Source organism: Micromonospora sp. CNB394 (genome assembly GCF_000374985.1).
Lineage (GTDB): Bacteria > Actinomycetota > Actinomycetes > Mycobacteriales > Micromonosporaceae > Micromonospora > Micromonospora marina.
In genome coordinates this window covers 45106-58202 of record NZ_KB895848.1, presented here as the reverse complement: position 1 = coordinate 58202, position 13097 = coordinate 45106, and the positions used below count along the sequence as shown (strand labels likewise).

Annotated in this window: 12 protein-coding genes and 1 pseudogene; 6 read left to right on the top strand and 7 right to left on the bottom strand. The window is 73.8% G+C overall.

Annotation, left to right across the window (positions count from 1 at the left end):
- Positions 1-4 precede the first annotated feature (4 nt).
- Together C569_RS0122375 and C569_RS0122370 are read right to left on the bottom strand one after the other, a co-directional pair.
- A complete protein-coding gene (locus C569_RS0122375) occupies positions 5-631 on the bottom strand; it encodes a DUF47 domain-containing protein (RefSeq protein ID WP_018787984.1) in 627 nt (208 codons plus the stop codon).
- A 150-nt stretch (positions 632-781) separates the two neighbouring features.
- The gene (locus C569_RS0122370; RefSeq protein WP_026268507.1) at positions 782-1732 is read right to left on the bottom strand and encodes a PPK2 family polyphosphate kinase; all 951 of its coding nucleotides are present in this window, start codon (positions 1730-1732) and stop codon (positions 782-784) included.
- 167 nt (positions 1733-1899) lie between these two features.
- On the opposite strand from C569_RS0122370, the gene sigJ reads away from it, so the two are divergent.
- Entirely contained in the window at positions 1900-2853 is a 954-nt protein-coding gene (sigJ, locus tag C569_RS0122365; RefSeq protein ID WP_026268506.1) for an RNA polymerase sigma factor SigJ, read from the top strand.
- 6 nt (positions 2854-2859) lie between these two features.
- On the opposite strand, the gene C569_RS0122360 is transcribed toward sigJ, so the two are convergent.
- Positions 2860-3366, bottom strand: coding sequence for a DUF402 domain-containing protein (locus tag C569_RS0122360; protein WP_018787981.1), 507 nt, complete (start codon positions 3364-3366; stop codon positions 2860-2862).
- A gap of 124 nt (positions 3367-3490) precedes the next feature.
- Here C569_RS0122360 and C569_RS0122355 point away from each other — a divergent pair, with 124 nt between their 5' ends.
- Positions 3491-5635, top strand: a complete 2145-nt coding sequence (locus tag C569_RS0122355) for an ATP-dependent DNA helicase (protein ID WP_018787980.1) — start codon at positions 3491-3493, stop codon at positions 5633-5635.
- Positions 5636-5686: 51 nt separating this feature from the next.
- Here C569_RS0122355 and C569_RS0122350 read toward each other — a convergent pair whose 3' ends face one another.
- Positions 5687-6997 (bottom strand): AI-2E family transporter, encoded by a 1311-nt coding sequence (locus tag C569_RS0122350; RefSeq protein ID WP_036346579.1) that lies wholly within the window; start codon positions 6995-6997, stop codon positions 5687-5689.
- Between the two features lie 154 nt (positions 6998-7151).
- On the opposite strand from C569_RS0122350, the gene C569_RS0122345 reads away from it, so the two are divergent.
- Both C569_RS0122345 and C569_RS33810 read left to right on the top strand, forming a co-directional pair.
- Positions 7152-7499, top strand: coding sequence for a co-chaperone GroES (locus C569_RS0122345; protein WP_018787978.1), 348 nt, complete (start codon positions 7152-7154; stop codon positions 7497-7499).
- 77 nt (positions 7500-7576) lie between these two features.
- Positions 7577-7744, top strand: coding sequence for a hypothetical protein (locus tag C569_RS33810; RefSeq protein ID WP_018787977.1), 168 nt, complete (start codon positions 7577-7579; stop codon positions 7742-7744).
- 18 nt (positions 7745-7762) lie between these two features.
- On the opposite strand, the gene C569_RS0122335 is transcribed toward C569_RS33810, so the two are convergent.
- Positions 7763-9265, bottom strand: coding sequence for a PrsW family intramembrane metalloprotease (locus C569_RS0122335; protein ID WP_018787976.1), 1503 nt, complete (start codon positions 9263-9265; stop codon positions 7763-7765).
- A gap of 55 nt (positions 9266-9320) precedes the next feature.
- Between C569_RS0122335 and C569_RS32555 the strand changes: the two are divergent.
- A pseudogene (locus tag C569_RS32555) lies at positions 9321-9584 on the top strand (aminotransferase class V-fold PLP-dependent enzyme); the annotation flags it as partial.
- A gap of 23 nt (positions 9585-9607) precedes the next feature.
- On the opposite strand, the gene C569_RS0122325 reads toward C569_RS32555, so the two are convergent.
- The gene (locus tag C569_RS0122325) at positions 9608-10861 is read right to left on the bottom strand and encodes an aromatic acid exporter family protein (protein ID WP_018787975.1); all 1254 of its coding nucleotides are present in this window, start codon (positions 10859-10861) and stop codon (positions 9608-9610) included.
- Positions 10862-11153: 292 nt separating this feature from the next.
- Between C569_RS0122325 and C569_RS0122320 the strand changes: the two genes are divergently transcribed.
- The gene (locus C569_RS0122320; protein WP_026268503.1) at positions 11154-12554 is read left to right on the top strand and encodes an FAD-binding oxidoreductase; all 1401 of its coding nucleotides are present in this window, start codon (positions 11154-11156) and stop codon (positions 12552-12554) included.
- Here the strand turns inward: C569_RS0122320 and C569_RS0122315 are convergent.
- A complete protein-coding gene (locus C569_RS0122315; protein ID WP_026268502.1) occupies positions 12551-13048 on the bottom strand; it encodes a hypothetical protein in 498 nt (165 codons plus the stop codon). The genes C569_RS0122320 and C569_RS0122315 overlap by 4 nt on opposite strands.
- Between the last annotated feature and the right edge of the window lie 49 nt (positions 13049-13097).

The window sequence follows — 13097 nt, the reverse complement described above, 5'->3', positions numbered from 1 at the left end:
GGGATCAGGACTCCTTGACCGCGATGGTCTCGACGGTGTTGGCGACGTGCTCGAAGGCGTCGCAGGCGGCCTCCAGCTCGTCGGCCACCTCCTTCATCTTCAGCACCGTGAGCGCGTCGTACTCACCGGAGAAGAGGCGGACCAGCAGCATCCGGTACGCCTGGTCGCCGTCGTTCTCGAGCCGGTTGCACTCGATCCAGTAGTCCTCGAGATCCTTCATCGACTTCAGCCGGGGCATCGCCTCGGCGGTGAGCTTGGCCTGCTGGTCGAGCACGTTGACCAGCTCGTGCAGCTCGCGCGGAAGCGCCGGCAGCTTGGTGAGGCCGTACAGGTAGAGCAGGTTGCCGACCGCCTCCAGGTGGTCCATCACGTCGTCGAGCAGCGAGCCCAGCCGGTAGATGTCCGCCCGGTCGAACGGCGTGATGAACGTGGAGTTGATCTTCTTGTACAGCTCGTGCGTGATCTGGTCGCTGTCGTGCTCGATGTCGGTCAGCCGCTCGCTGATCGACTGGACGTCGGCACCGGGCAGTCCCAGCTCGTTGAGCAGGTCGGTCCCCTTCACGAGGTTCTGCGCGGCCCTGGTGAAGAGCTCGTAGAAGGCGCCCTCGGTGGGACGGAAGGAAAACTTCACAGCACGGACCTCGTCGTGTCGGTGGAAGGGTGGCCGTCGCCCCCGGGGGCGTCTGCTCTGCGCATGCTAGGGACCGCGCCGAAGCCACTGTCGATCGGCCCACCCCCGATCAGACCCCATTCACCCCTCGTTTACCTTCCGTTCACCTGATCATGAACGACGCTGGCTCCGTAACCGGTCACGCTCCCGTTCGATGTCGAAATCGGCAGGCGGATACCCCAGATGCAACCCGTCGAACGTCTCCCGCAGCAGGTGGGCGACCGCCCAGTCGCGGTACCACTTGCGGTCCGCCGGCACCACGAACCACGGCGCGGCATCAGTGCCGCAACGCTCCAGAGCCTCGGCGTACGCGGCCTGGTACGCGCCCCAACGGGCCCGGGTGTCCAGATCGCTCGGGTTGTACTTCCAGAACTTCGTCGGGTCGGTGAGCCGCTCCATCAGCCGCTCGCCCTGCTCGGCGTGCGAGATGTGCAGCATGACCTTCACCACTGTGACCGCCTGCTCGGCCAGTTCCCGCTCGAAGTCGTTGATGACCGCGTACCGGGACCGCCAGGTCGCCTCGTCGACCAGCCCTTCCACCCGGGCGATGAGCACGTCCTCGTAGTGCGAGCGGTTGAACACGCCCACGTACCCGGGTGGCGGCAGCGCCCGGCGTACCCGCCAGAGGAAGTCGTGCCGCAACTCCTCCTCGGTCGGCGGCCCGAACGAGCGGATGTGCAGCCCGAGCGGGTTCATCGCGCCCGCCACCCGCTTGACCGTGCCGTCCTTGCCGCCGCAGTCCATCGCCTGGAGCACCAGCAGCACCCGCCGCGGACGGTCGCCGCCCAGCCCGGCGTCCGCCTGGGCCGGCGCGCTGGTGGCGCTGCCCGGCCCGGCGGCGCCCTGCGCCGCGGCGTACAGCATCTCCTGCTGCCGCCCGAGTTCCGCACCCATCAGCTCGACCTGGGTCCGCGCCCAGTCCTTGCGCGCCGGACCGTAACCGGCCGCCACCGGCAGCCCCGGCGTCGACCGGGGGTCGATCGCCTCCAGGTCCACCGGCCCCGGCGCCACTCGCAGCAGTTCCCGCATAGGCCCACCGACGGGCCGCACCACCTCACTCATCCCCCGATCCTCACCCCCGGAGCCGTTCCCCGCCCGCCTCGTCCCGCCGATCTTGCGATTGCGGCCCCCGGTACGCCCGGAAAGCACCGTTTGCCGGGGCGGCAAGTGCAAGATCAACGAGGATGGGTGGGGTGCCGTGGTGAGGGGTGGGGCGGGAGAATGAGGGGGTGGACGAGCTTGCGGGGGAGTTCGAGGCGGCACGAGGGCGTCTCCTGGCTGTGGCGCAGCGGATGCTTGGTAGCCGCAGCGAGGCCGAGGACGCGGTGCAGGAGACCTGGCTGCGCTTCTCCGGCGCGCTGAGCGACCCCGAGCAGCGCGCCCGCGTGCGCGATCTGCGCGGCTGGCTCGTCACCACCTGCTCCCGGATCTGCCTCGACGTGCTCCGCTCCGCCCGGGTGCGCCGGGAGGCGTACCCCGGTCAGTGGCTCCCCGAACCGGTGGTGACAGCGGTGCCGGCGGCGGACGGGTTCGCGCCCGACCCGGCCGAGCGGGCGGTGCGGGCCGACCAGCTCGGCACCGCGCTGCTGGTGGTGCTGGAACGGCTGACGCCGGAGCAGCGGGTGGCGTTCGTCCTGCACGACGTGTTCGCGGTGCCGTTCTCCGACGTGGCGGACGTGCTCGCGGTGACGCCGGAGGCGGCGCGTCAGCTGGCCTCCCGGGCCCGCCGGGCGGTGCACGGGCCGGACGCGCCCCGGCACAGCGCCGACCTCGCCGAGCAGCGGCGGGTGCTCGCCGCGTTCGCCGCGGCGGTGGAGTCCGGCGAGCTGGAGCAGTTGGTCCGCGTACTCGCCCCGGGCGTCGTGTCGATCGGCGACGCCGGCGGTCACTTCCCGGCCGGAACCCGGCCGGTGGTCGGCACCGACTCGGTCGGCCGCCTGCTCCTCGCGCTGTACGGCCAGGCCCGGCAGCGGGGTGGCCTGCGCGGCCGGCAGGTGCTGGTGGACGGGACGCTGGGATGGCAGTCGGAGTTCCTCCACCGGGACGGGCGGATTATCCGGATGGTCACCTCGTTCGCGGTCCACGAGGGGCGGGTCACCGGCGTGTTCAACCAGCTCAACCCGGACAAGGTGAGCGACCTGCCGCCGCTGGGGCCAGACGCCGTCTGGCCGCCGCGCTGGTGAGCCGGCTCAGACCACCAGCGCCAGCCACTTCCGGTACGACGTGGCGAACGGTTCGGTGCCGTCGCCGAGCGCGCCGAGCAGCCAGCGGGACGCGGCCTCGGCCTCGGTGACCACGTCGTCCGGGTAGCCCCAGCGGGCCCGGTGCACGGCGAACTCGTCCTCGTCGCGCAGCTCGACCAGGCCGGTCTCGCGGCGGCGCACCACGTCCAGGTCGAGGTCGACCAGGTGGACGGTGTCCTCCCCCTCCCAGCGGGCCGGGGTGGCGATGTCGCAGTAGACCTCGCTGGTGCGCGGCGGCGGGTTGAACATGCCGGTCCACCACCCGTGGTGCGGCACCAGCAGGACGAACGGGATCTGCTCGACCGACGGGCGGCCGTGGTAGACGGACTCGGTGCCGGCGGGCACGCCGAGCCAGACGCCGAGGTCGTCCTCGGCGAGCCGGCGGGCCGGGTAGTCGCGGTGGGCGCTGCCGTCGTACTTGCGGTAGATCACGCGGACCACGTCGCTCGGCATGCCTGGCACCCTAACCGATTCCGGCCACGCCACGCGATCGGGAGGTAACCGGACGCGACCCGCCGTCCCGCCACGCCGCCGGAGCGGCCGGACCACGGTCGGTGCCGGCGGGTACGGTCGCACGGTGACCCCGTCCCGTACCGCCACCGGCCCGGCCGTCCCGAAGAAGCGCCGCAGTGGCCGCGCCGGTGCGGGGGAGCTGCTGACCGCCGCTGTGGGCGCGGTTCCGGGCGGCGCGGCCCGGCCGGGTCAGCAGCAGATGGCCGAGGCGATCGAGCGCAGCATCGCCTCCGGCGAGCATCTTCTGGTGCAGGCCGGCACCGGCACCGGCAAGTCCCTGGCCTACCTCGCCCCGGCGCTGACCGTGGACGGCCCGGTGGTGGTCTCCACCGCCACGCTGGCGTTGCAGTCCCAGCTCGTCGAGCACGACCTGCCCCGGCTGGCCGACGCGGTCGAGCCGGTGCTGCGCCGCCGTCCCACCTTCGCCGTGCTGAAGGGGCGTCACCACTACCTCTGCCTGGCCCGGCTGGACAGCTCGGTCGAGGACGAGCCCGACGACGCCCTGTTCGACGCGCCGCGGTCCGGTGGCGGGGGCACCAAGTGGCTCGGCGAGGCGGGCCGCCTGGGCAAGCAGGTGCAGCGGCTGCGCGACTGGGCGGAGGAGACGGCCACCGGCGACCGGGACGAGCTGGACCCGGGCGTGGACGACCAGGTGTGGCGCAGCGTGTCCATGCCGGCCCGGGAGTGCGTCGGCGCGAGCCGCTGCCCGTTCGGGCAGGAGTGCTTCGCGGAGGCGTCCCGGGCCCGGGCCCGCGAGGCCGACATCGTGGTCACCAACCACAGCCTGCTCGCCGTCGACATGCTCGCCGGGCGGCATATCGTGCCGCCGCACAAGCTGCTCGTGGTGGACGAGGCGCACGAGCTGGCCGACCGGGTCTCCTCGGCCGCCCAGGCCGAGCTGGTGCCGGAGCTGATCGACAGGTCCACCCGGCGGGCCCGGCCGCTGCTGCGCCCGGACCTGGCCGAGCGACTCACCGAGGCCGGTGACGCGCTGGCGGTGGGGCTGGCCGAGGCGCCCGCCGGGCGGCTCACCGCCGGTCTGCCGCCCGCGCTGCGCGAGGCGTGCACGCTCCTGGACTCGGCGACCCGGGCCGCGCTGGAGGCGATCGGCGACGTGAAGTCCGACGACCCCGATCCGGTACGCAAGCAGCAGGCCAAGGCGGTGCTGGACGAGTTGTCCGCCACCGCCCAGCGGCTGCTGGAGGAGGCCGACCACGACGTCGCGTGGCTCGAGAAGCCGGACAACGGCAGTCGCCGGGCGCTCGTCGTCGCGCCGCTGTCGGTGGCGGGCACGCTCGCCACCCACCTGTACGACGAGCGCACTGTGGTCGCCACCTCGGCGACGCTGGCGTTGGGCGGGCGCTTCGACACGGTGGCCCGGGCGCTGGGGTTGGACGCGCCGCCGCCCGCCCCGCCGTCCCCGGCCGCCGCCGCGCTCGCCACCGCTGCCGCCGCGGGCCGTTCCCCGGTCGCGCCGCCGGTGGCCGCCACCGAGGGCAGCCGGGCGTCGATCGGCACCGTCCCGGCGACCGAGGGGCCGGGCTGGAGTTCGCTCGACGTCGGCTCGCCGTTCGACTACGCCCGGCAGGGCATCCTGTACGTGGCAGCGCACCTGCCCCGCCCCAGCGTCTCCGGGCTGCCCGGACCGGCGGGTGAGGAACTGCTGGCGCTGGTCGAGGCGCTCGGTGGTCGTACCCTCGGGCTCTTCTCGTCGCGACGGGCCGCGCAGCAGGCGGCGGAGCTGGTCCGCGCGCGGACCGACCTGCCGGTGCTGCTCCAGGGCGAGGAGGCGCTGCCGCTGCTGGTGCGCCGGTTCCGCGAGGTGCGGGAGAGCTGCCTGTTCGGGGTGATGTCGCTCTGGCAGGGGGTGGACGTGCCGGGCGACGCCTGCCAGCTCGTGGTGATCGACAGGTTGCCGTTCCCCCGGCCGGACGAGCCGCTCGCCGCGGCGCGGGCGGCGGCGGTGGACGCCGGTGGCGGCTCGGGTTTCGCGGCGGTGAGCGTGCCGATCGCGGCGGTCCGGCTGGCCCAGGGCGTCGGCCGGCTGATCCGGGCCACCGGCGACCGGGGCGTGGTGGCGGTGCTCGACTCGCGGCTGGAGACGGCGCGCGGGTACGGCCCGTTCCTGCGGCGCTCGCTGCCGCCGTTCTGGTACACCACCCGCCCGGAGGTGGCCCGGGGCGCGCTGGAACGGCTCGCCAGGAGCTGACGCCCGCGCCTCCCCGGAGGGGTGACGCGGGCGTCGGCGGGTCGTGCCGGTTCAGGGCGCCTGGGAGGCGACCACCACCGCGTCCGGTGGGGTGTCCGGCACGGCTCGCGCGGCGAGGCGGCGCACCGCGGTGTTGAGTACGGCGATCAGCGGCACCGCGACCAGCGCGCCGGCGATGCCGGCGAGCACCACTCCGGCGGCGATGCCGATGATCACGGCGAGCGGGTGGATGGCCACCGCCCTGCCCATGATCAGCGGCTGGAGCACGTGTCCCTCGATCTGCTGCACGCCGACCACCGCGGCCAGGATGACCAGGGCGATGCCGGGGCCGCTGTCGACCAGCGCCACCAGCACGGCGACCACGCCGGACAGGAACGCGCCGACGATCGGGATGAACGCGCCGAGGAAGACCAGCGCGGCCAGCGGGAACGCGAACGGGATGTCGAACGCCACCAGGAAGATGCCGATGCCGACGGCGTCGATGAACGCGACCAGCACTGTGGCACGCACGTAGGCGCCGAGCGTCGCCCAGGACGCGCGCCCGGCGTCGTCGACCTTCCACCGCGCCGCGACCGGCAGCAGCCGGACGATGAACCGCCAGATCACGTTGCCGTCGCGGAGGAAGAAGAACGTGGCGAACAGCACCAGGACCGTGCCGGTGAGCACCTCGGCGAGCGTGGCGGCGGTGCTTATCGCACCGCTGGTGAACCGCTCGGTGTTGCCGTTGATCCAGTTCTGCGCCTCGTCGATGTAGCGGTCGAGCTGGCTGTCGGACAGGTGCAGCGGCCCGGTCTTGAACCAGTCCTGGATCTGCCGGACGCCCTCGGAGGACTTCTCGCTCAGCTCCGGTACGCCCTTGATGAACTCGTTCACCACGAGCGTGAGCGTGCCGACGACGGCGGCCAGGCCGCCGACCAGCACCACGGCGGTCGCCAGCGAGCGGGGCAGCCGGGCCCGCAGCAGCCAGCCGACCGCTGGGGCGAGCAGCGCGGAGAGCAGCAGCGCGACGGTCAGTGGGATGATCACGATGCTGATCGTGCCGACGATCTTGATCAGGGCCCAGGTCACGATGCCGATCACGATCAGGCGCCAGCACCACGCGGCGGCGATGCGCAGCGCGTGCGGCACCTCCGTGTCGTCCCGGCTCACGGTCGAGGAGTGCAACGCCGCCGGTGACGCGGCACCCGCGACCGTCGCCTCCGGCGCGGCGGGCGGCCCCGGCGCGGCGGGCGGCCCCGGCGCGGCGGGCGAGGCCACGCCCGCGTCCTCCACCTCCGCGGCGGCCCGCCGGGTCCGGGCCGTCTCCCGGCCCGACTCGTACGCGCGGCGGAGCCGCCCGCGCATCCGCTCGAAGCGGCTCAAGCGCACCTCCGGCAAATTCAGCCCCACCAGGTCGCAGGGGGCACAGGATACGTCCGTACGCCCCACCCTAGGGCGACTCGGCCACACATTGCCCTCCCGGCGCTCTCACCAACCACACCGGGATCGATCCGCGACCACGCGGTAGCGTCTTCGCGTGACCGCCGACCAGAGTCTCGACGCCGGCCTGCCGATCCGCCTGCTGCACGACCGCGTGCTGGTGCGTACCGAGGGTGCGGAGGGGGAACGCCGCTCCACCGCCGGCATCGTGATACCCGCGACGGCCGCCGTGGGCAAGCGGCTGGCCTGGGCCACGGCGGTCGGCGTCGGGCCGAACGTCCGCGCGGTCGTGGCCGGTGACCGGGTGCTGTTCGACCCGGACGACCGCTCCGAGGTCGAGTTGCACGGACGGGCGTACGTGCTGCTGCGCGAGCGCGACGTGCACGCCGTGGCGGCCGAGCGGGTGGAGACCACCGCGGCCGGCTCCACCGGTCTCTACCTTTAGCCCTCACCTGCGGCGCTGTTTGCGGCGCTGCCCGGCGGGAAGCCCAGGCACCTCAGCGCGCCCTGGGGAGGGACACCATGCCGGTAGTGATCAAGAAGATCCTCGCCTGGGGATTCCTCGCGTTCCTGATCTACTTCATGGCGTTCCGGCCGGACGGGGCGGCGCAGATGTTCAAGGGCATCGGCGGCGCGCTGATGGCCATCGCCCAGGGGCTCGGCGACTTCCTGACCGGCCTGATGAGCTGACCGGCGGGCCGGCCGGCCTCAGCGCCCGGGGTGCCAGGGCGCGCCCGGACCGTGTCCGCCCGGACCGTGTCCGCCCGGACCGTGTCCGCCCGGACCGTAGCCGCCCTGGGGGAAGGCGGGCGGCTGGGCCAGCACCACCGGGATCGGCACCACCGGGTCGTCCGGCGCCTCCACCGGGCGCTGCGAACCGTCCGGGAACCGCAGGTGGTAACGCTGACCGTCCCAGACCCCGACCGGCGCCTGCGGGTCACGACCGACGAAGAACGACCGGTACGCGGTGATCGCGTCCAGCAGCTCCCGTTCCTCCCGTGCCGTCCGCTCCCGCTCCTCCGGCTTACGGTCCAGCCCTCGGCGCATCCCGTCCCGCAGCAGCGCCAGACGGGTCGCGGCGAACTGGTAGCCGCGCATCGCGCGTACCCCGCCGTCACCGGCGACCCGCCGCGCCCAGGTGCGCGCCGCGTGCCGCCGGCCCAGGCTGCCCAGCGCCGCCACCTCGGGCGGGGTGAGCCAGCCCGCACGGACGTAGTCCGGCAGCGTGCGCTCGGTCAGCCGGCCCTCCCAGGCGCGCAGCCACACCGCCAGCCCGACCATCGCGAAGAAGATCGGCACCATCACGCCGATGTAGCCGTAGAGCACGATCACGGTCTCGCCGGTGGCCTGGGCCAGCGAGGGCAGCAGGTTCCAGGTGCCGTGCAGGATCATCGCCAGCAGCAGCCCGGCGAGCGGCGCGAGCACCCGTACGCGCCGGTCCGCGGTACGCGCGGCGACGCCCAGCCCGACGCCGGTCATCGAGGTGAACAGCGGGTGGGCGAAGCCGAACAGCAGGATCCGGACGATGAAGATCGCGATCACCTGCTGCGCGCCGGTGGCCGGTCCGTACTGCTCGACGCCGGTGCGGTAGCCGTAGCCGCCCAGGTAGAGGATGTTCTCCACCATGGCGAAGCCGACCGCGGAGAGCCCGCAGTAGACCAGGCCGTCGGTGATGCCGGAGAACTCCCGCCGCCGGAAGACAAGCACCAGGAGCGGGCCGGCCGCCTTGGTCAGCTCCTCGATGAACGGCGCGACGAGCACCGCGGTCAGCGCGGCGGGCAGCCCCCAGTCGTCGAACAGCCCGGCGGCCCCGGTGTTCACCAGCAGCGAGATCGCGGTGGAGACGAAGGCGCCCCAGGCGAAACAGAAGATCAGGTACTTCAGCGGCTCCGGCTCGTACCGGTCGAGCCAGAGGAAGCAGAAGACCAGCACCGGCACCGGCAGGATCGCCGCGATCACACCCACCAGCAGCGCTTCGGCGCCCAGGCTCTCGCCGAGCGTGAACACCATGAACAGCGCACCGGCCGCGATCAGCAGCACCACACCGGCCAGCACCAGGAAGCGTCGCCAGCCGAGCCGGCGCAGCGGCATCCGGGGCGTCGGCGCCCCCGGCGGGGCGGCGGGCGCGTGCGGTGGCGGCGGGGCTGCGCCGGGCGGGGTGTCGGCCATGCGGTCAGCGTAGTCACCCACGACCCACTGGTCCGGTCGCATCGTGCGGGCTGTGCTCCCGAACAGGTCACGAGTGCCAGCGTCAAGCCCCGGCGTCATCGGCGCCCGTCCCGGCGATCACGTGATCTTCACGCGGAACACCACCGACGCGCTGAACCTGCTGGCCCGGGCGCTACCCGCCGGCACCACCGTGATCACGTTCGGCGGCGAGCACCACGCCAACCCGCTGCCCTGGCCGCGCGGCTCGGTACGGCTGCCGGTGCCGGACAGCCCGGCCGGAGCGGTCCGGTCCCTCGCGGCGGCGGCGAGTGCCTGCCGGTCGCCTGACCGCCCTGACCCACCTCCCGTAGCCCGAGCGACGCGAACAGAAGCGCGCGGGCGAGGTCAGCCGACGGGTGGGGCCGTGGGCGGGTGGGCGGCGGGGTTCCGGGCTGCGGGTTCGCCCTGGCGGTCATCACCGAACGCCTGCCGTACCAGCCGGTTCGCCTCCTCCTGCTCGATCCCGGAGGCCACCAGCAGGTCACTCGCCGTGGTACGCACCTGGGCGATCACGACGCTGCCGGAGAAGCCGACCCCCTCGGCGTACGCCCGCCCGGCCTCGCTCACCGCGCGCAGCGACCGTTCGCGGGCCTCCTGCGGCTCCTGCCCGGCGGCGAACTCCTGCCGGAGCAGGCGTACCGACTCGGCCAGGTGACCGATCGCGTCCGGCATCGGCTCGGGGACCGGTTCGGAGTCCTCGATCATGGTGACCGCACGGCGGATCAGCGTGCCGCTGTTGCGCATGGCCCGGTCGATCGGGTCGGCCGCCTCGGCGTAGTGGGTCAGCTCGCTGCGCCGGTGCCAGCGTGCCGGGGAGAGCGTGCTCGTCTCCTTGGCTCCCTCGATCGCCTCGGAGAGCGCCGCCAACTCCTCCTTGTTCTCCCGCAGGCGGAACAGCGCCTGCTGGGCCGCGTCCCGGTCCCGGCTGCGCACCGCGTCGGCGCAGGCGTCGAGCTGGCCGGCGAGCAGGTCCAGCGCGGGCCGGGCGGCCCGGTTGATCACCCGTAGCGGGTTGAGCGGCAGCAGGACGGCGGTGACCAGCAGCGCGATGCCGCCGCCGAGGAGCGCGTCGATGAAGCGGGGGAACTCCAGGTTCTCCGTGGACGGGCTGAGCGTCACGATCAGCACCCCGGTGGCCGCGGCCTGGATGACGATGGCGACGCTCGCCCCGGCGAAGATGCTCAGCAGGATGGCCGAGGTCACCACCAGCGCGAGCTGCCACGCGCCGGTGCCGACGAAATAGATGAGCGCGTCGCCGACGAGCACGCCGACCGCCACCCCGACGATCAGTTCGACGGTGCGCCGGAACCGCTGCCCGAGCGAGACGGCGAGCGTGCCGACAGCGGAGATCGGGGCGAAGACCGGCTGCGGGTTCTTCAGCAACCGGTGCGCGACCAGGTACGCCAGGCCGGCGGCGAGCCCGGCCTGCACCGCCAGGCCGAACGCGGTACGGACCCGGTGCAGCCGGTCGTGCAGCGTCGCCTTGCCCCGGTGCCGCAGTTCCTCCATCGCGGAGGCGATCCGCTGCCCGTCGCGGTCCGCCAGCCCGCCGGACAGCTTGCCGCGACGCAGGAACTTCAGTCGTCCGTCCCGGGCCATGGCCGGTACTACCCGCACCGCCCCGGCTGAATCCCTCCGCCCGAACCGGAGTGGGGCGGACTGCACCCCTGGGACGACCTGACGGCACGGTGGCGGGGCACGGGCGGCGGGCGCGACCGACCCGGCGGGCGTCGACCGGGCCGGCGAGTTGCTGACCGCCGCCGGGCTCCGGGCCGCGACGGTGACCGGGGTACGCCGTCTGGTGCTGCTCACCGCCGGTCACGTGGTCGCGCCGGACGACCCGGACGGCGCGCTGCACGGCAACAGACGGTACGCCGGTAGCCTTCCCGGCATGGCCGCTCATCCCCTCCTCGACGACCTGCGGGCCGCGCTCGGCGACGCCGCCGTGCTGACCGACCCGGACCTGCTGGCCGGGCACGCGCGCGACGAGGCCGACCTGTGCGACTCGGGCACCCCGCTGGCGGTGGTACGCCCCCGCGACACCGACGAGGTGGTGGCTGTGGTCCGGGCGGCCGGGCGGCACGGCGTACCCGTGGTGCCGCAGGGCGCGCGGACCGGGCTGGCCGGCGCGGCGAACGCGGTCACCGGCGCCGTGGTGGTGAGCACGGTGGCGATGGACGCGGTGCGGGAGATCGACCCGGTCGGCCGGATCGCCGTGGTGCAGCCGGGCGTGGTGAACGCGGCGCTCGCCCGCGCGGTGAGGGAGCGGGGCCTGTGGTATCCGCCGGATCCCGGCTCCTGGGAGTCCTCCACCATTGGCGGCAACGTGGCCACCAACGCCGGCGGCATGTGCTGCGTGAAGTACGGCGTGACAAGCGAATACGTGCTGGGCCTGGAGGTGGTGCTCGCCTCCGGCGAGGTGCTGCGCACCGGGCGGCGTACCGCCAAGGGGGTCGCCGGGTACGACCTGACCCGCCTCTTCGTGGGCTCGGAGGGCACGCTCGGCGTGATCACCGAGGTGACCGTGGCGTTGCGCCCGGCCCCGGAGGAGTCACTGACCCTGGTCGCGGTCTTCCCCACGGTGGCGGCGGCCGGTGGCGCGGTCGCCGGGATCGCCGAGCGCGGCCTCACCCCGAGCCTGCTGGAGCTGCTCGACCGGACGCACCTGCGGGCGATCGAGGCGTACCGGCCGATGGGTCTGCGCACCGACGCCGAGGCGCTGCTGCTCGCGGCGGTGGACACCGGCGCCCGGGCCGCCGACGACCTGGCCCGGCTGTCCGAGGTGTGCATCGCGGCGGGCGCCGACGAGGTCTACGCGGCCACCGACGCGACCGAGGCAGCGGCGCTGCTCCAGGCGCGGCGGCTGGCCCATCCGGCGATGGAGCGGTTCGCGGCGGAGACGTTCCCGGGCGGCAACGGCGGCCTGGTCATCGACGACGTGGCGGTGCCGCGCGGCCGGCTGGCGGAACTGCTCGACGGGGTGGCCCGGATCGCGCAGGCGTGCCAGGTGCCGATCGGGGTGGTCGGTCACGCGGGCGACGGCAACATGCACCCGAACATCGTGGTCGACCGGGCCGACCCGGGGAGCCTGGCCCGGGGACGGCGGGCCTTCGACGAGATCATGCGGCTGGGGCTGGACCTGGGCGGCACCTGCACCGGGGAGCACGGCGTCGGGCTGCTCAAGCGGGACTGGCTGGCCCGCGAGATCGGCCCGGTGGGCGTACGCGTGCACCAGGCGATCAAGGCGGCGCTGGACCCGGCCGGGCTGCTCAACCCCGGCAAGATGTTCTAGCCCTTGTCCTCCGCGGGCGTGGCCTGGGTGACGAGCAGCAGCACGTCGTAGGCCACCTTCGGCTTCGGCTCGCCCGGGCAGTCCTGGATGGTGACGGTCAGGTCCGGCGGCACGAGCAGCGTCGACGTCAGCACGCCGATGCAGCCCTGCTTGTAACTGCGGGCCTCGTCGGTCTCCTTCGCCATCGCCGGGTCGGCGAGCATCCGTTGGAGCCGCTGGGTCTGCTCCGGGCTGAGCGTGCCGGTGGCGTCCACGCCGTCACCGGCGCAGTCGCGGCACTGCCAGCGGCCGGACGGGTCCACGTCGAGGCTGCGGACCGGGCCGTCGCCGAGCCGCTGCACCAGGGAGACGCGCCTGCCGTCCGGTGCCGGGCTCGCCGTGCCCGCCGCCTCGGGTGTGGTGGTGCCCTCGGCCGGGCCGAAGGAGCAGCCGGTCAGCGCCAGCAGGCCGACGACGCACAGGGCGGGGACACGCAACCAGGACGGGCGAACCACGCCCGGAAACCTACACTTCCGTAGGTAGCGCGCACCAGCGGCCGAGCGG

Excerpts from the sequence above, each read along its gene's own strand:
- C569_RS0122335 (WP_018787976.1), bottom strand. The coding sequence starts at position 9,265 with ATGCGACCGGACCAGTGGGTCGTGGGTGACTACGCTGACCGCATGGCC.
- C569_RS0122370 (WP_026268507.1), bottom strand. The coding sequence starts at position 1,732 with ATGAGTGAGGTGGTGCGGCCCGTCGGTGGGCCTATGCGGGAACTGCTG.
- C569_RS33810 (WP_018787977.1), top strand. The coding sequence starts at position 7,577 with ATGCCGGTAGTGATCAAGAAGATCCTCGCCTGGGGATTCCTCGCGTTC.
- C569_RS0122325 (WP_018787975.1), bottom strand. The coding sequence starts at position 10,861 with ATGGCCCGGGACGGACGACTGAAGTTCCTGCGTCGCGGCAAGCTGTCC.
- C569_RS0122320 (WP_026268503.1), top strand. The coding sequence starts at position 11,154 with ATGGCCGCTCATCCCCTCCTCGACGACCTGCGGGCCGCGCTCGGCGAC.
- C569_RS0122360 (WP_018787981.1), bottom strand. The coding sequence starts at position 3,366 with ATGCCGAGCGACGTGGTCCGCGTGATCTACCGCAAGTACGACGGCAGC.